The following is a 15,262-nucleotide window of genomic DNA, read 5'->3' on the forward strand; positions in this document are numbered from 1 at the left end:
CGGCAGACTTTCCAGAAGGCTCAGAGGAGCTCGATCAGCCGCTCGGTGAACTCGGCGGTGGTCGCGGTTCCACCCAGGTCACGGGTGCGGACATCGGTCTTGGCCAGGACCGAGGCGATCGCGTCGGTGATGTCCCTGGCCGCGGCGGGTTGGCCGAGGTGGTCGAGCATCATGGCCGCGGACCAGATCGCGCCCAGCGGGTTGGCGATACCCTGCCCCGCGATGTCGGGCGCGGAGCCGTGTACCGGCTCGAACATCGAGGGGAAGTCCCGCTCGGGGTTGACGTTGGCCGCCGGGGCGATGCCGATGGATCCGGCGACCGCGGCCGCGAGGTCGCTGAGGATGTCGCCGAAGAGGTTGGAGGCGACGACGACGTCGAAGCGGGCCGGTTGGAGGACGAACTTGGCCGCGAGCGCGTCGATGTGCTCCTGGTCCCAGGCGACCTGCGGGAACGAGGCGGCCCGCTCGGTGACGAGCTGGTCCCAGAACGGCATGGTGTGCACGATGCCGTTCGACTTGGTCGCGGAGGTCAGTCGGCCGCCGCGCCGGGAGGCGAGCGTGAACGCGTAGTCCAGGACGCGTGTGACGCCGGCCCGGGTGAACACGGCCTCCTGCACGGCGATCTCGTCCGGGAAGCCCCTGTTGTGCCGACCGCCGACCTCGCTGTACTCGCCTTCCATGTTCTCGCGCACGACGACGAAATCGACCTCGCCCGGCCGTGCGCCGCGCACCGGACTGTCGGTGCCTTCGAAGACGCGGATGGGCCGGAGGTTGACGTACTGGCGGAAGCCGCGCCGGATCGGGATCAGCAGCCCCCACAGCGAGACATGGTCGGGCACCCCCGGGTATCCCACCGCGCCCAGCAGGATCGCGTCCTTGTCGCGCAGCTGGTCGATCCCGTCGTCGGGCATCATGGCGCCCTCCCGGAGGTACCGCTCGCACGACCAGTCGTACGACGTGTAGGACAGGCTGAAGCCGTGGCGGCGGCCGAGAACATCGAGCACCTGCTGTGCCGGGGGCAGTACCTCGGCGCCGATGCCGTCGCCGGGGATCAGGGCAATGCGGTGGTTGGTCGTCATGCCGTCGATTGCAGCAAGGAGATCCGTGGGGCGTCCAAGACGCAAAGCGGATCTCCTTTATAAGCGGTGCCTATCAGCAGTCGGCGGCCGAGGTGGCGGCCGTGACAAACGCGGCGGCCGCGGGCGACAGGCTGCCGCGGCGGCTGACGAGGGCGATGTTCAAGCCGGTTTCCGGCTCGATGTCCAGGACCCGGGCGCCCAGTCGCCGGGCGAGGTCCCGCCAGGCATCCGTGACGACCATGAGCCCGACCCCGGCCAGTACCAGGGGTATGAGCGACACGCGGTGCTCGCTCTCCGCGGCGACGGTGAACTCGATGCCCTGCTCGCGCAGCGCGTCGACGTATGCGCGCATCCCGGTACCCGGCTGCCCGACGATCAGCCGCTGTCCCGCGAGCTCCCGGCACTCCACCGCCGTCCGATCGGCGAACGGGCCGTCGGCCGGCACCACCAGCACAAAGCGCTGCCGCCCCAGTACGTGGAAGACGACCTCCTTGCCGGAGACCGGCCCGGCGGACGCCAGGAGCCCCAACTCCACGGCACCCGTGCGCACCATGTCGATCACATCACGCGCGGTGAACGCCGCTTTGATGGCCACGGAGACGCCGGGATACCGCCGGCTGAAGGCACTCACCAAGGTCGTCAGCGGCTCCACCGCCTGTGTCGGCGTCGACGCCACATCCAGGCGCCCCTCGCGCAGCTCATGCACCGACGCGACACTCGCTCGCGCCGTCTCCAGACTCCGTACGGCCTCCCGGGCAGGCTCGATCAGGGCCCTTCCGGCCTCCGTCAGGACCGCCCTACGCCCGATGCGATGGAACAGCTCCGAGCCGAGATCACGCTCCAGTGCCCGCACGGCCTGCGACAGCGCCGGCTGCGACACGTACAGAGCAGCGGCCGCACGGTTGAAACCCCCACGATCGACAATCGCGAGGAAGTACTCCAGCTGCCGGATGTCCATACGCGCCCTCTGCCCCTCAGTAAATCAAGCGACGGCTCGGATACGGCAGGTCTCAGGCCGAGGCGCGTACCACCAGCTCAGGTGCCACCCAGGCATCCGCACCGGTCAGCGGCTTCTCGCCGGCGCGCAGCCGCGCGACCTGCTCGACGGCCAGCCGCCCGAGCCGGCGCTTGTCGAGCCGCAGGGTGGTGAGGGCGGGTTCCACCAGTTCGCCCAGGGAGAGCCCGTCGAAGCCCAGCACGGCCAGGTCCTCCGGCACCCTCCGGCCCCGCCGCCGGGCGGCCCGTATCGCGCCGACGGCGATCAGGTCGTTGAAGCCGAACACGGCGGTCAACTGGGGCCGGGCGTCGAGGAGTTGCTCCATCGCTGCCTCACCGCCCGCGACACCGTGGCCGTTCGACATCGCGATCCAGCCGTCGTCGACCGGCAGCCCGTGCCGCCGTACCTCGGCCAGGAACGCCTCCCGTCGGGGCCCGGGGGTGAGCCGGTCCCCGTCCAGCATGCCGATCCGCCGGTGCCCTGCCCGGACCAGGTGGGCGATGCCCTGTTCGAGACCCGCCGCGGCATCGATCCCGACGGCCGCGAACCGGGTCTGCTGCGGGCCCCGTTCCAGCAGGACGAGCGGCAGGCCACCGAGGTACCGGGCGAGGACCTCGTCGTCGTTCTTGAAGTAGCCCATCACGGCGTCCGCCTGGTGGGACAGCACGCCGAGCGCCTCCCGCTCCTTGGCACCGTCGGTGCGGGTGTCCCACACCACGACCTGCCAGCCACGCTCCTCCGCGGCCTCCAGTACCCCGGCCGCGACCTCCGGAAAGAACGGATTCATCAGATCCGGGATGACCAGCCCCGCGGTCACCGTCCCCTTCCGCACCAGCCCGCGCGCGAACCGGCTGGGCCGGTAGTCCAGCATCCGCACGGCTTCGAGCACCCGCGCCTTGGTGTCCGGGTCGATCTCGCCCTTGTCGTTCACCGCCCGCGAGACCGTCTGCCGTGACACTCCCGCGAGCTGCGCCACGTCGTGAATCGTGGCCCGGCGACGAGGTCCGTCGGACGCCTGACCACCGGGCTCCCGCTGCTGCTCGTCGGTCCACATGCAGTGCACTGTATCCAGCCGGCACGGGAACGGGCCCAGCCCGTGCTAGAACAGCGCGCTGTACCCGTTGAGCGCGGGCTGCCCGCCGAGATGGGCGTAGAGCACGGTGGAGTCCTCGCCGATCTCGCCCCGCCTGACCAGGTCGATCATCCCGGCCATCGACTTGCCCTCGTACACGGGGTCGGTGACCATCCCCTCGGTGCGGGCGGCGATGCGCATCGCGTCCAGCGTGGTCTCGTCGGGGATGCCGTAGACCCCCGCGTGGTACCGCTCGTCCAGCTCCACGTCCTCCTCGGTCAACTCCTTCTGTACGCCGATGAGTTGGCCGGTGTCGTGGGCGATCCGCGCGATCTGTTCCCGGGTGGCGACGGGCTTGGCGGAGGCGTCGATGCCGAGCACGCGCCGGGGCCGGCCGCCCGCCTCCTCCAGCGCCCGGAACCCGGCGACCATGCCGGCCTGGGTGGAGCCGGTCACCGAGCAGACCACGACCGTGTCGAAGAAGACGCCCAACTCGCGTTCCTGATCGGCGACCTCATAGGCCCACGCGGCGAAACCGAGGCCGCCGAGCGGGTGGTCGGAGGCGCCGGCGGGGATGGCGTACGGCTTGCCGCCCCCTTCCTCGACATCCCTGAGCGCCTGCTCCCAGCTCTCCTTGAACCCGATCCCGAACCCGGCCTTCACCAGCCGTACGTCGGCCCCGGCGAGCCGGCTGATCAGGATGTTGCCGACCTTGTCGTAGACGGCGTCCGGCCAGTCCACCCAACTCTCCTGCACCAGCACGCACTTGAGCCCGGCCCGGGCGGCGCAGGCGGCGACCTGACGGGTGTGGTTGGACTGGACACCGCCGATCGAGACGAGGGTGTCGCAGCCCTTGGCGAGGGCGTCCGCGACCAGGTACTCCAGCTTGCGGGTCTTGTTGCCGCCGTACGCGATCCCGGAGTTGCAGTCCTCGCGCTTGGCCCACAGCGCGGCACCGCCGAGGTGCGCGGTGAGGCGCTCCAGGCGGTGGACGGGGGACGGCCCGAAGAGGAGGGGGTAACGGGCGTAGGACGAAAGGGGCATGAGGACCTCCCGGGTCGGTCGCTGTGGGCTCAGTCGCTGTCGGCCAGCTCGGCCAGGCCCCGCCAGATCTCCGCCGTGACCCGGACCGCCTCGTCCACGTCACCGGCCGCGCAGGCCTCGATCAGCCGGTCGTGCAGGCCCGCCGAGCGGCAGTTGCCGCCCTCGCCGAAGCGCCGGCGCTCCAGTCGGCGGATGAGCGGGGTGTAGCGGGCGGTGGTGGCGGCGGCCGCGCGGTTGCCGCTGACGCGGACGAGGACGTCGTGCAGGGCGTCGTCGGCGTGCAGGGCTTCGTCCACGTCACCCGTGGTGACGGCGGCCGCGAACCGTTCGTTGGCCGCGCGCATCGTCTCGATGTCGGCGGCGAACAGCCGGGGCACGGCGACCCGCGTGACCAGTTCGTGCATGGCCCCCACCACCGCGGCGGCGTCCCGCACCTCGGCGGCGACGACCTGGGTCACCCTCGTGTAGCTCTGCGGCTTGCTCTCCAGCAGCCCCTCGTCGACGAGCCGCGCGAACGCCTCCCGCACGGGGGCCCGCGACAGCCCGAGCCGCTCGGCGAGCTCGGCGTCCCGCACCACCGCCCCGGGCTCGATCTCGCCCGCCACGATGGCGTCCCGGATGGATGCGTAGGCGCGGTCCCGGAGAAGGGTGCGGGCGAGTGGTCGTATGGCCTCCATGAACTGAAATGTTAGATGTCAGTGCCGGGGATGGACAAGGGTGTGACCCGCACCTCCTTCTGGTGCGGGTCACACGCGCGCATCAGATTCAGCCGCGCTTCTGGCGCTTCCACGGCCCCGTGATCGCCAGCATGATCCCCGGCGTCTGGATGTTGGCGTACAGCGTCTTTCCGTCGGGTGAGAAGGTGACGCCGGTGAACTCGCTGTACTCGGGCTCCGCTTCGGTGCCCTGGTTCAGTTCGTTGCGGGCGATCGGGTAGGTGCGGCCGCTCTCCGTGGCGCCGAACAGATGCTGGACGCCCTCGCCGTCCTCGGCGATGACGAGGCCGCCGTACGGGGAGACGGTGATGTTGTCGGGGCCGTCGAAGGCGCCGTCCTTGGACGGGTCGGAGTTCACGCCGAGGAGGACCTTGAGGGTGAGGGTGCGGCGCTTGGGGTCGTAGAACCAGACCTGGCCGTCGTGCTGGACGGGGCTCTCCTCACGGGCGTACGAGGAGACGATGTACGCGCCGCCGTCGCCCCACCACATGCCCTCGAGCTTGCGGGCGCGGGTGACCTGGCCGTCGGTGAACTGCTTGCGGACGGAGACCGTCTTGGCGTCGCGGTCGGGGACGTCGACCCAGTCGACGCCGTACACGGTGCCGATCTTCGTGGCGCGGGAGAGGTCGTCGACGAACTTGCCGCCGGAGTCGAAGCACTTGAAGGCCTGCAGGGCTCCGGCGTTGTCGGCGAGGGTGCGCAGCTTGCCGTGGCCGTGGTGGAAGCCCGCCGGCGGGGTCCAGCGGAAGAGCAGGCCGTTGGGGCCGGAGGCGTCCTCGGTGAGGTAGGCGTGGCCGCGCTTGGGGTCGATGACGACCGCCTCGTGGGCGTACCGGCCGAACGCCTTGACGGGCTTGGGGTCGCGGTTGGCGCGGCGGTCCTCGGGGTCGACCTCGAAGATGTAGCCGTGGTCCTTGGTCATGCCGTTCTGGCCGGCCTTGTCCTCGGTCTCCTCGCCGGTGAGCCAGGTGCCCCAAGGGGTGCTGCCGCCCGCGCAGTTGGTGGAGGTGCCGGCGATGCCGACCCACTCGGCGACATGCCCGTGGCGGACCTCGACGACCGTGCAGCCACCGGAGGCGGCGGGGTCGTAGACGAGGCCCTCGGTGAGCGGCACGGGGTGGGGCCAGTTGGCACGCGGGCCCTTGAGCTCGTGGTTGTTGACCAGGAGGGTCGCGCCGCGGGGGCCGCAGAAGGTGGCCGTACCGTCGTGGTTGGACGGGGTGAACTCGCCGGACTCCAGCTTGGTCCTGCCGCTGTAGGTGATGACCTTGTACGTGAACCCGGCGGGCAGCGCGAGCAGGCCCGCGGGGTCGGGGATCAGCGGCCCGTAGCCGACACCGCCGTGGGCGCCCGCGATCTCCGCCCCCTCGCTCTCGACATCGGTGGCCGCGAGCGCGTTCGGTGCGGTGGCGAGGGCGCCGACACTGCCCGCCAGCGCGACACCGGCTCCGGTGATCGCGGATTTCGCGGCAAAGTCCCTGCGGGTGAGCGACATGGTGTCTCCTGAGACGGTGGGTGAACGCCGTGGAGGGTGGGGGACCTCGGGTCGGCGCTACGCTCCCGCCCACATCTGAACACCGGTTGAACGCCAGGAGACTTCAGCGCACCCGGTTCCATGAATCAACAAAGGGCAAGGAAAGCGCCCCTTTAGGGGCGCGGGGAACGGCGCGACCAGCCCCCACCGGCCCGCACCCGCGACACAACCTCAACCCCCCTGCTGCGACCTCGCCTTGAACGCAGCCTTCCGCGCCTCCTTCGCCACCCGCTTGTCCGGATGCAACCGCCCCATCGCCTCCAGCACATCCGCGGTGGCCGGGTGATCCACCCGCCAGGCCGCCGCGAAGAACCCCCCGTGCTGCTGGGCCAGCCCCTCCACCAGCCCCTGCAACTCCTCGGAGTTCCCCTCCGCGGCGAGCTGCGCGGCGATCGTGTCGACGGTCAGCCAGAACACCATGTCCTGGGACGGCGGGGGCACGTCCCCGAACCCCCGCTCGGTCAGCCAGACCCGGGCCAGCCCGCCGAGCTCGGCGTCGTCGAGGACCTCCCGCAACGCGGGTTCGGCGACCGCGCCGACCAAGGACAACGCCTGCTGACACCGCAGCCTGCGCAGGGGCGCGCCCGCGTCACTCCCCCGGGCCGCCGCCAGCAACTCCCGCGCCGCCGCGAGAGGTTCACGCCGGTCCAGCCACTGCTCGGTCTCGGCCTGCGCGGCGGAGGGCGGGAACGTCGAGGTCCCGTCGAGCAGCGCGTCCGCTCCCTTGTCGGCGAGGTCGCCGACGGCCGGTGCCGTGATGCCCGCCTCCAGCAGCCGGGAGCGCAGCCCGTACAGCCCGAGCGGGGTGAGCCGGACCATGCCGTACCGGGAGACGTCGGTCTCGTCGACGGCCGCGGCGGGCTCCTCGTCGGTGTCCGCCATGAGCGCCTCGTCGACGGGCTGGTACTCGACGATCCCCACCGGCTCCAGGACCCGGAACTGGTCGTCGAGCCGCATCATCGCGTCGGACACCTGCTCCAGGACGTCGTTGGTCGGCTCGCCCATGTCACTGGGCACGATCATCGACGCGGCGAGGGCGGGCAGCGGCACGGGTCCGTCGCCGGGACCGTCCTCGCTGACGGTGAGCAGGTAGAGGTTCCCGAGCACACCGTCGAGGAACTCCTGCTCGGCCTGCGGGTCCCAGTCCAGGGAGGCGAAGTCGATCTCCCCGCCACCGTCCCCGGAGGACATCGCGTCGACCAGGTCGTCCAGATCCGGCACGCTCGCGTCGGCCAGCGCCGTCTCCATGGCCGTCAGCCACACGCCGAGGACGTCCTGCGGGGATCCGGACAGCAGCGCCAGGTCCTCGCCGGTGGCGACCGTGCCCTCCTCCTCGTCGACGATCTCGACGAGCCCGGTGTCGACGGCCACCCGCCAGGCCTCGCTCGCACAGGCCGCCGCCTCGTCCCCGGCCAGTCCGAGGTGCGCGGCCGCCGCGGGCAGCTGCTCCTCGACGAGTCCGCCCCCGGCGTCGACCCGCGTGTCCTCGCCGGCCCAGCGGGCGAGCCGGGCGGCCCGGGCGAGCAGCGGCGTGGACAGGGCGTCCCGCGCCAGCTCCGCTTCGGGGTGCAGCCGCACCGGCGGCAGGGGGGAGCTGTCTGACATCGGCTGGTTCTCCTAGGACGCGTCGTGCCACTCAGCCGCTCAGCGTAGACGGATATCCACCTATGCCGCCCGGTTCATGTCCCCGACAGGGTCCGTACATGGCTGAAACCTTGACAACTGGACTGACCAGGCAGGAGATTGACGCGCGTAGAAATCCGGCGGACATGTGTTCACTGTATTTTCTACGCGCGTCGCCTCCGCCCCACAGGTCGCGGCTCCCACCGTTCCACGTTCACCCTCGTCCCGGCGCCTACGTTCGTCCCCGGAGGGATCCCGTTGCCGAGCAAGAAGTCCGCGCGTCTCGCCGCGCTCACCGTCGCCGCCCTGTCGGCGGCCTCTACCGTCGTCCTCGTCTCGCCCGCCCACGCGGCCGGCGTCAGCATCCATGACATCCAGGGCGCGACCCGGATATCCCCGTACGCCGGTCAGAAGGTCGCGGATGTGGCCGGAATCGTCACCGGTGTGCGCACCTACGGCTCCTCCAAGGGTTTCTGGATCCAGGATCCGAACCCCGACGCCGACCCGGCCACCAGTGAGGGCGTCTTCGTCTTCACCAGCTCCACCCCGAAGGTCGCCGTCGGTGACGCCGTCACGGTCACCGGCACGGTCTCGGAGTACGTCCCGGGCGGCACGTCGACCGGGAACCAGTCGCTGACCGAAATCACCAAGCCGACCGTCACGGTCGTCTCCAGCGGCAACGCCGTCCCGGCGGCCACGGTGATCGACGCGAGATCGGTGCCGGCCGCCTACGCCCCGGAGGGCGACCCCGCCGCGGGGAACTCGATCAACGGCCTGACCCTGGAGCCGAAGAAGTACGCCCTGGACTTCTACGAGTCCCTGGAGGGCATGAACGTCAAGGTCGCCGACACCCGCGTGGTCGGCGCGAGCGACCCGTACACCGAGCTGTGGGTGACGGTGAAGCCGCGCGAGAACACCACCAGGCGGGGCGGCACGCTCTACGGCTCCTACAGCTCGCAGAACACCGGGCGGCTGCAGATCCAGTCGCTGGGCTCGACCTCCGCCTTCCCCGTCGCGAACGTCGGTGACGTCCTCACCGGCTCCACCGCGGGCCCGCTGGACTACAACCAGTTCGGCGGCTACACCCTGGTGGCGAACGAGCTCGGCACGCTGAAGAGCGCCGGTCTGGAGCGGGAGACCACGCAGAAGCAGAGGAACGGCGAGCTGGCGGTCGCGACGTACAACGTCGAGAACCTCGACCCGACCGACGCCACCTTCGAGGAGCACGCCTCCGCGATCGTGAACAACCTGAAGTCGCCCGACATCGTGTCCCTGGAGGAGATCCAGGACAACAACGGCGCGAAGGACGACGGCACGACCGCCGCCGACGTGACGGTGACCAAGCTGATCGACGCGATCGTCGCGGCGGGCGGCCCGAGGTACGAGTCGCGCTCGATCGACCCGGCCAACGACACCGACGGCGGCGAGCCGGGCGGCAACATCCGCCAGGTGTTCCTCTTCAACCCGCAGCGGGTCTCCTTCACGGACCGCGCGGGCGGCGACGCCACCACGGCGGTCGGCGTGACGAGGACCCACGGGAAGGCCGCGCTGACGGTCTCCCCGGGCCGTATCGACCCGACGAACACGGCCTGGAAGTCCAGCCGCAAGCCGCTGGCCGGCGAGTTCGTCTTCCGTGGCCGCACGGTCTTCGTGATCGCCAACCACTTCAACTCCAAGGGCGGCGACTTCGGTCTGACCTCGGCGACCCAGCCGGTGCCGCGCAGCTCGGAGGTTCAGCGCCACCAGCAGGCGACGCTGGTCAACGCCTTCGTCAAGGACATCCTCGACACCCAGAAGAACGCGGACGTCATCGCCCTCGGCGACATCAACGACTTCGAGTTCTCCGACACCGCGAAGATCCTGGAGGGTGACGGCGAGCTCTGGTCCGCGATCAAGTCGCTGCCCAGGAGCGAGCGTTACACCTACGACTACCAGGGCAACCAGCAGGTCCTGGACCAGATCCTGGTCAGCCCGTCGGTCCGGAGCGGCTGCGACTTCGAGTACGACAGCGTGCACATCAACTCGGAGTTCCACGACCAGATCAGCGACCACGACCCGCAGGTGCTGCGCTTCAAGCCGTAGCCGGCAGTCGTACGACCGCTCAGGCCTGGTTGAACACCCCGTTCAGCCAGGCCTGCCACTCGCTCTCGCACTCCTTGATGTCGGAGTCGGGTGCGAAGTCGTGCAGGGAGATCCCGACCGGGTGGCCCCAGTGGTTGCGGCCGAAGACGCGGGTGAGTCCCCGGTCGGTGCGCAACCCGATGAAGTAGGGGTTGCGGAAGTCGACCACGGCGTCGAAGGTGTCCGGCCCGTGCACCGTCACGCGGGTACCGGCGGCCACGTCCTCGCCGACGCCGAGCGCCCGCCCCACGACGGCGAGGGCGTCCGGTGCCTTGGACGCCTCGGGTCCGTCGAAGGTCGCGAAGGCGGCCGGGCGGGGCGCGAAGTGGGTCAGGTACTCGCGCAGGGTGTGCAGATAGAAGTCGGTGTGCTTGGCGGCGCCGTCGTACTGGTTGTCCCAGTCGTCGACGAAGATCCCGCTGTGGACGTACCGCACCCAGGCCCGTCGGCCCTCGGCGCGGGGTTCGACGGTGTAGTCGAGCTGGTTGAGGCTCTGCTCGGAGATGCCGTCGACGTTCTCGACCCGGTTGGTGTAGCGGTGCGGCGGATCCCAGGCGGTGATCGTGGACCCGAAGGGCCCCCTGCCGCCCACGCGGGGCTCGGGCGGCTCCATCGGCCACAGATAGCCGCCGGTTCCCGTGGTGATCGCCTCCCACACCTGCTCGGGGGTGGCGTCGACCTCGAACTCGCGGGCGATCTCGAACTCTTTGGACATGATCTACTCCAACTCGGTCTGTTTCAGCGTGGGATGGACGGCCACCACGATCCGGTGGTCACGGCCCCCCTCGGCGTCCGGGGCGTCGTACTTGCGGATCAGGCCGGTGACTCCGGCCGTCAACTCCTCGATGAACGCGGCCCGTTCGGCGGCCGAGGCGAAGCGCAGCTCGCCGTCCAGCGCGTACGTCGCCAGCCGCTTGCGGGCCTTCGCCGCGCCGGTGATCAGCGAACCGACGTCCCGCACCAGCCGCGCACCCAGCGCCAGCAGCCAGCGCGCGGAGAGCTGGTCGCGGAAGCGGTCCGGGTCGGGCTGCACGGCGGCGAGGGCGAGCGGTGAGATCACGTACGATGCCGCGGTCGCCCGCATCAGCCGCTCGGTGACGTTGCCCTTGCGGCGCTCCCCGGCGAGCTCGACCAGGCCGTGCCGCTCCAGCGCCTTCAGGTGGTAGTTCACCTTCTGCCGGGGCAGCCCGACCTTTCCGGCCAGCATGGCGGCCGACGCGGGGCCGGCCGCCAGTTCGGCGAGCAGCCTCGCCCGTATGGGGTCCAGGGAGACGGCTGCGGCCTCGGGGTCCTCGATCACGGTGACGTCCAGCATGGGTCCACCGTCTCACCGAACACTTTTTTTGTCCAGACGGTTCGAGTGTTCGGTGGGAGGCCCTAGCCGGGAATCAGCCCGAGAGCGTGGTCGTACCTGCTGACGGTGGTGCTCTTCAACCCCGGCCAGGTCTGCACGCGCTCCCAGCGCTCCGAGGCAGAGCCGATCCCCTCCCCCGGCGCGGCGAGCGCGTCGAGGTGGGCCTGGGCGCTCTCCCACTCGGCGTAGTTGAGGACCCGGGTGCCGTCGGTACTGAGGTGGAAGTGAGCGCTGATACCGCCGGGATGCGGGTTCGGCTCGTTCTCCAGCGCGTCGAGGACGGCGTCGACCCAGGCCCGCTGCCGGTCGGGGTCGGGTCCGTCGAACTCGATGTCGACGATCACGATGCAGCCGGGGACGCGCGGGTCACCGTCCCGGGCGACGCTGCGGTAGTGCCGGTAGCGGCCGAGGCCCAGCCGCTCGATGCCCGGAACGACGGTGTCGATCTCGTCCACACGCTCCTGCCGGTGCGTCTTGACGAAGGCCTCGTAGGCCTGCTCGCTCGCCCACTGCGAGTAGTGCATCAGGGTGGCGGTGTCGTGCCCGCGGTAGAGGTGATAGGCAAGCAGGCCGTCGGTGGGCCAGGGCTGCCGCTCCCAGACGGCGGCGACGGCCTCGACGGTCTGCCGCTGGCGCAGGGGCGTGCCCACACGCCAGTGACTGAAGAAGGGGGCACCGACGCGAGGGTCGGTCAGGTCGGGGTGAGTGTCGGTACGACGTGTCATGGCCACCACCCTTCAACCTCAACCAAGATTCAGGTCAAGTCGGCGGTTCGGCGGGGTGTTTCGGGAGACCCGCCACGGCATGGACGAGCAGGCCGACGACCAGCCGAACAGTCCCTCCAAGTTGCCCGCGCGCTCCTGGCGCGCGGTCCTGCGGCGCACGGGGAAAGAGTTGCTGGACGACGAACTCGCCGACCGTGCGGCGGCGTTGACCTATTACGGCGTCCTGTCGCTGTTCCCCGCCCTGCTGGTGATGGTCTCCCTGCTGGGCGTGGTGGGACAGCGCGCCACGGACAAGATCCTGGACAACATCGGGGACCTCGCGCCGGGTCCGGCCCGGGACATCCTGCGGGACGCGGTGGTCCAGCTCGGCGACAGCGGCGGCACGGGCAGCGTGCTCGCGATCGTCGGCCTGCTCGCGGCGCTGTGGTCGGCGTCCGGGTACGTCGCCGCGTTCATCCGTACGTCCAACGCGGTGTACGACCTTCCCGAGGGGCGTCCGGTGTGGAAGCTGACGCCGCTGCGGCTGGCGCTGACCGTGACCTTGATGCTGATGCTGGCGGCGAGCGCGCTGATCGTGGTGTTCACGGGCCCGCTGGCCGAACGGGCGGGCCGGGCGGTGGGGTTCGGCGACGCGGCGATCGCGCTCTGGGGCGTGGCCAAGTGGCCGGTGCTGCTGCTCCTGGTCGTCCTGATGATCGCGCTGCTGTACTGGGCGGCCCCCAACGTCCGCGGCCGCGGCTTCCACTGGATCTCGCCGGGCAGTGTCCTCGCCACCCTGGTCTGGCTCGCCGCCTCCGCGGGCTTCGCTCTGTACGCCGCCAACTTCGGCTCCTACAACAAGACGTACGGCACCCTCGCCGGCGCCATCGTCTTCCTGGTGTGGCTCTGGCTGACGAATCTGGCGATCCTGCTGGGCCTGGAGTTCGACGCGGAGCTGGCCCGGGAGCGGGCGATCGTCTCCGGCGAGGCCGAGCCGGCTCAGGAGCTGTACGTGGAGCCCCGGGACACCCGGAAGTGGCCGCCGAGGCTGCGGGCGAGCCGCGGGCGGTGACGGTACGCACAGGGCTGGGCGCGGGCCACCGCCCGCGCCCAGCCGTACGCACCGCTCACTTCGTGGGTCACTTCTTGGGATACCGCCACGACACCACGACGACCGCGGCGAGGGCCGCGCCGACGATCAGCGCCGGCCGCGGATGCCGTATCGCGGCCAGGACCAGGGGCCGGGCCGGCCTGGGGACGCTGTGCTCCGCCCTCCGCTCCAGCGCGGCACTCGTCTGCGACGTCCTGTGCTGGGTGACATGGCCCGCCTGCAGCGTCCGGTCCTGGACCTTGTGACCGGTCTTCACCGCCTTGTCCTGGACCTTGTGACCGGCTTGCGTGGCCCGGTCGTGCACGGTGTGACCGGCCTGTGCCGCACTGCTGCGCAGCTGCACGGTCATCGCGCCCGCCTTGTCCCTGAGGTCTGCCGCACGGGCCCGCGCGCGGCCCTTCACGTCCATTTTCCCTGCCAACTCCTCTACGGTGTCGCCGAGTTCGCTGCGGGTCCGCTCGATCTGCTGCCGCAGCTCATCGGGTCCCTTGGCCCCCGTCACGGGGGGCTCGCCGCTCGTCCTGTCCGTCATCGGTGCGCCCTTTCCCTGATCTCCTCGACGTCCGCCTTGACGCTGCCGAGTGCCTCCTCGGGCGTCGGGGGTGTGGCACGGCGCAGCTGGGCGCGGCCGGTGGCGGCGAGCACCCCGGCGATCACGAACAGCACGGCCGTCACGATCAGCGCCGAGGCCCACACCGACAGCACCAGGGAGAGGGCGGCGGTGGCCGTTCCGGCCAGGGCGAGCAGTCCCGCGTAGGCGAAGGCGCCGGCCGCACCGAGCAGTCCGCCGCCCCTGCCGGCCCGCCGGCCCTTCTCGGCCAGCTCCTCCTTCGCGAGGGCGACTTCCTGCCGCACCAGCCGCGAGACCTGTTCGGTGGCCTGTCCGACGAGTTCGCCCACCGAGTGATGTTCGTCGTGCACCGGCCTGGGGGCCGTGGTTCCGGTCACGGTGTTCCGCCTCCTCTCGGTCGGAACTCCCGGGTACCCGGCCGGGCCCCCGCTACCCCTGCGGACCGCCGTCCGGGCCACGCTGTCCGAGCCGGGCCAGCTGGCTCTGGAACCAGTCGAGCCGGGCCTGCAACAGGGCCGCCTCGGCGGCGAGTTCGGGCACCCCGAGACCCTCGGGCAGACCGGGATCACCTTGCGTGAGCACGGCGGCCGGCCGTGCCACCACGCGCAGCCCCTCTCCGGCCAGCCGCGCGAACCCGGCGAGCGAGACGGCCGTACGACCGCGCAGGCAGCCCGCGCACGAGGGCGCCAGGGCCCGCCAGCCGGGTCTGCCCCAGTCGGCATCGGCGAGGGCCGCCGCGACCGTGCCGCAGGCGCAGGGGCCGACGGTGGCGGTCCGCACCCGCTGGCGGGCGTAGCGGAAGCCGCGCTCGAAGCGGAGGTAGCGGCCGAGGACCAGGACGTCGAGGAGGACGGCCGTACGGTGCTCGGCCGTGCACAGCAGTGCCTCGGCCGCCGCGCGGTCGTGCACGCAGTGGAAGCCGCAGTCGCAGCGGCGGTTCGGCGCCCGGTGCCGCAGGCCGTAGACGCAGGACGCGTCGGCCAGGACTCCGTACGGCAGCGCGCCGCCGAGCGACACACCGGTGAACCCGGCCCGGGTGCCGTCCTGGGACAGCACCGGGTGGGCGATCTTGTATCCGGTCGGCGGCTCCGTCGGGCGTTCCTCCGGAAGCCGCAGTCTCATCGGGCCGCCGGAACCTCTTCGGGAGCCTTCAGCTCCTTGATCTCCTCGGGGAGCTCGAGCTCCTCGTCGTGGATCTCCGGCCGCTCTTCCGCGACTCCGGTGGCGAGTGCCTTGCCGAGCTTCATGACGCCTCCAGGACCAGGGGTCGTGCACCGTCCTGACCATGGTGACCCATGCGGGCCCGATTTGGACATAGGGCCTTTTCGCAGCATCA

Annotated in this window: 16 protein-coding genes; 2 read left to right on the top strand and 14 right to left on the bottom strand. The window is 71.0% G+C overall.

The features are described from left to right. Window positions 1-20 precede the first annotated feature (20 nt). The 7 genes from ACIBJB_RS31380 to ACIBJB_RS31410 all read right to left on the bottom strand — a co-directional run bounded on the left by ACIBJB_RS31380 (window position 21) and on the right by ACIBJB_RS31410 (window position 8,047). A complete protein-coding gene (locus ACIBJB_RS31380) occupies window positions 21-1,079 on the bottom strand; it encodes a tartrate dehydrogenase (RefSeq protein WP_398935488.1) in 1,059 nt (352 codons plus the stop codon). A 73-nt stretch (window positions 1,080-1,152) separates the two neighbouring features. After that, the gene (locus ACIBJB_RS31385; RefSeq protein WP_398935490.1) at window positions 1,153-2,037 is read right to left on the bottom strand and encodes a LysR family transcriptional regulator; all 885 of its coding nucleotides are present in this window, start codon (window positions 2,035-2,037) and stop codon (window positions 1,153-1,155) included. 52 nt (window positions 2,038-2,089) lie between these two features. Further along, a complete protein-coding gene (locus ACIBJB_RS31390; protein ID WP_398935492.1) occupies window positions 2,090-3,130 on the bottom strand; it encodes a LacI family DNA-binding transcriptional regulator in 1,041 nt (346 codons plus the stop codon). A 45-nt stretch (window positions 3,131-3,175) separates the two neighbouring features. After that, window positions 3,176-4,192 carry a 1-aminocyclopropane-1-carboxylate deaminase gene (locus ACIBJB_RS31395; protein ID WP_398935494.1) on the bottom strand — a complete coding sequence of 339 codons (1,017 nt, stop codon included), beginning with the start codon at window positions 4,190-4,192 and terminating at the stop codon, window positions 3,176-3,178. Between the two features lie 29 nt (window positions 4,193-4,221). After that, window positions 4,222-4,869, bottom strand: a complete 648-nt coding sequence (locus ACIBJB_RS31400) for a GntR family transcriptional regulator (RefSeq protein WP_398935496.1) — start codon at window positions 4,867-4,869, stop codon at window positions 4,222-4,224. Window positions 4,870-4,957: 88 nt separating this feature from the next. Then, a complete protein-coding gene (locus tag ACIBJB_RS31405) occupies window positions 4,958-6,403 on the bottom strand; it encodes an alkaline phosphatase PhoX (protein WP_398935498.1) in 1,446 nt (481 codons plus the stop codon). Window positions 6,404-6,613: 210 nt separating this feature from the next. Further along, entirely contained in the window at window positions 6,614-8,047 is a 1,434-nt protein-coding gene (locus tag ACIBJB_RS31410; RefSeq protein ID WP_398935500.1) for a hypothetical protein, read from the bottom strand. A 276-nt stretch (window positions 8,048-8,323) separates the two neighbouring features. On the opposite strand from ACIBJB_RS31410, the gene ACIBJB_RS31415 reads away from it, so the two are divergent. Beyond that, on the top strand, window positions 8,324-10,147 hold the full coding sequence (locus ACIBJB_RS31415; protein ID WP_398935502.1) for an endonuclease/exonuclease/phosphatase family protein: 1,824 nt from the start codon (window positions 8,324-8,326) through the stop codon (window positions 10,145-10,147). Between the two features lie 19 nt (window positions 10,148-10,166). On the opposite strand, the gene ACIBJB_RS31420 is transcribed toward ACIBJB_RS31415, so the two are convergent. The 3 genes from ACIBJB_RS31420 to ACIBJB_RS31430 form a co-directional block, all read right to left on the bottom strand. Beyond that, on the bottom strand, window positions 10,167-10,901 hold the full coding sequence (locus ACIBJB_RS31420; protein WP_398935504.1) for an SRPBCC domain-containing protein: 735 nt from the start codon (window positions 10,899-10,901) through the stop codon (window positions 10,167-10,169). A gap of 3 nt (window positions 10,902-10,904) precedes the next feature. Then, window positions 10,905-11,501 carry an ArsR/SmtB family transcription factor gene (locus ACIBJB_RS31425; RefSeq protein ID WP_398935506.1) on the bottom strand — a complete coding sequence of 199 codons (597 nt, stop codon included), beginning with the start codon at window positions 11,499-11,501 and terminating at the stop codon, window positions 10,905-10,907. A 62-nt stretch (window positions 11,502-11,563) separates the two neighbouring features. Continuing rightward, window positions 11,564-12,265, bottom strand: coding sequence for an antibiotic biosynthesis monooxygenase (locus tag ACIBJB_RS31430; RefSeq protein ID WP_398935507.1), 702 nt, complete (start codon window positions 12,263-12,265; stop codon window positions 11,564-11,566). Window positions 12,266-12,344: 79 nt separating this feature from the next. Here ACIBJB_RS31430 and ACIBJB_RS31435 point away from each other — a divergent pair, with 79 nt between their 5' ends. After that, the gene (locus ACIBJB_RS31435; protein ID WP_398935510.1) at window positions 12,345-13,316 is read left to right on the top strand and encodes a YihY/virulence factor BrkB family protein; all 972 of its coding nucleotides are present in this window, start codon (window positions 12,345-12,347) and stop codon (window positions 13,314-13,316) included. A gap of 67 nt (window positions 13,317-13,383) precedes the next feature. Here ACIBJB_RS31435 and ACIBJB_RS31440 read toward each other — a convergent pair whose 3' ends face one another. Genes ACIBJB_RS31440 through ACIBJB_RS31455 form a run of 4 tightly spaced genes read right to left on the bottom strand, consistent with a single transcriptional unit; the run spans window position 13,384 to window position 15,173 of the window. Next, window positions 13,384-13,887 (bottom strand): DUF3618 domain-containing protein, encoded by a 504-nt coding sequence (locus tag ACIBJB_RS31440; RefSeq protein ID WP_398935512.1) that lies wholly within the window; start codon window positions 13,885-13,887, stop codon window positions 13,384-13,386. After that, window positions 13,884-14,303 (bottom strand): phage holin family protein, encoded by a 420-nt coding sequence (locus tag ACIBJB_RS31445; RefSeq protein WP_365642759.1) that lies wholly within the window; start codon window positions 14,301-14,303, stop codon window positions 13,884-13,886. The genes ACIBJB_RS31440 and ACIBJB_RS31445 overlap by 4 nt, the downstream gene beginning before the upstream one ends. Before the next feature lie 52 nt (window positions 14,304-14,355). After that, complete coding sequence (locus ACIBJB_RS31450; RefSeq protein ID WP_398935514.1) at window positions 14,356-15,048, bottom strand: hypothetical protein; 693 nt, start codon at window positions 15,046-15,048, stop codon at window positions 14,356-14,358. Then, entirely contained in the window at window positions 15,045-15,173 is a 129-nt protein-coding gene (locus ACIBJB_RS31455) for a hypothetical protein (RefSeq protein ID WP_263973619.1), read from the bottom strand. The genes ACIBJB_RS31450 and ACIBJB_RS31455 overlap by 4 nt, the downstream gene beginning before the upstream one ends. Window positions 15,174-15,262: the final 89 nt, after the last annotated feature.

This window comes from Streptomyces sp. NPDC050759, from assembly GCF_044456945.1.
Taxonomy (GTDB): Bacteria; Actinomycetota; Actinomycetes; order Streptomycetales; family Streptomycetaceae; genus Streptomyces.

Bases quoted from the DNA above. Each gene is read 5' to 3' on its own strand.
- ACIBJB_RS31380 (WP_398935488.1), bottom strand. From the start codon at position 1,079: ATGACGACCAACCACCGCATTGCCCTGATCCCCGGCGACGGCATCGGC.
- ACIBJB_RS31385 (WP_398935490.1), bottom strand. From the start codon at position 2,037: ATGGACATCCGGCAGCTGGAGTACTTCCTCGCGATTGTCGATCGTGGG.
- ACIBJB_RS31390 (WP_398935492.1), bottom strand. From the start codon at position 3,130: ATGTGGACCGACGAGCAGCAGCGGGAGCCCGGTGGTCAGGCGTCCGAC.
- ACIBJB_RS31395 (WP_398935494.1), bottom strand. From the start codon at position 4,192: ATGCCCCTTTCGTCCTACGCCCGTTACCCCCTCCTCTTCGGGCCGTCC.
- ACIBJB_RS31400 (WP_398935496.1), bottom strand. From the start codon at position 4,869: ATGGAGGCCATACGACCACTCGCCCGCACCCTTCTCCGGGACCGCGCC.
- ACIBJB_RS31405 (WP_398935498.1), bottom strand. From the start codon at position 6,403: ATGTCGCTCACCCGCAGGGACTTTGCCGCGAAATCCGCGATCACCGGA.
- ACIBJB_RS31410 (WP_398935500.1), bottom strand. From the start codon at position 8,047: ATGTCAGACAGCTCCCCCCTGCCGCCGGTGCGGCTGCACCCCGAAGCG.
- ACIBJB_RS31420 (WP_398935504.1), bottom strand. From the start codon at position 10,901: ATGTCCAAAGAGTTCGAGATCGCCCGCGAGTTCGAGGTCGACGCCACC.
- ACIBJB_RS31425 (WP_398935506.1), bottom strand. From the start codon at position 11,501: ATGCTGGACGTCACCGTGATCGAGGACCCCGAGGCCGCAGCCGTCTCC.
- ACIBJB_RS31430 (WP_398935507.1), bottom strand. From the start codon at position 12,265: ATGACACGTCGTACCGACACTCACCCCGACCTGACCGACCCTCGCGTC.
- ACIBJB_RS31435 (WP_398935510.1), top strand. From the start codon at position 12,345: ATGGACGAGCAGGCCGACGACCAGCCGAACAGTCCCTCCAAGTTGCCC.
- ACIBJB_RS31440 (WP_398935512.1), bottom strand. From the start codon at position 13,887: ATGACGGACAGGACGAGCGGCGAGCCCCCCGTGACGGGGGCCAAGGGA.
- ACIBJB_RS31450 (WP_398935514.1), bottom strand. From the start codon at position 15,048: ATGAGACTGCGGCTTCCGGAGGAACGCCCGACGGAGCCGCCGACCGGA.
- ACIBJB_RS31455 (WP_263973619.1), bottom strand. From the start codon at position 15,173: ATGAAGCTCGGCAAGGCACTCGCCACCGGAGTCGCGGAAGAGCGGCCG.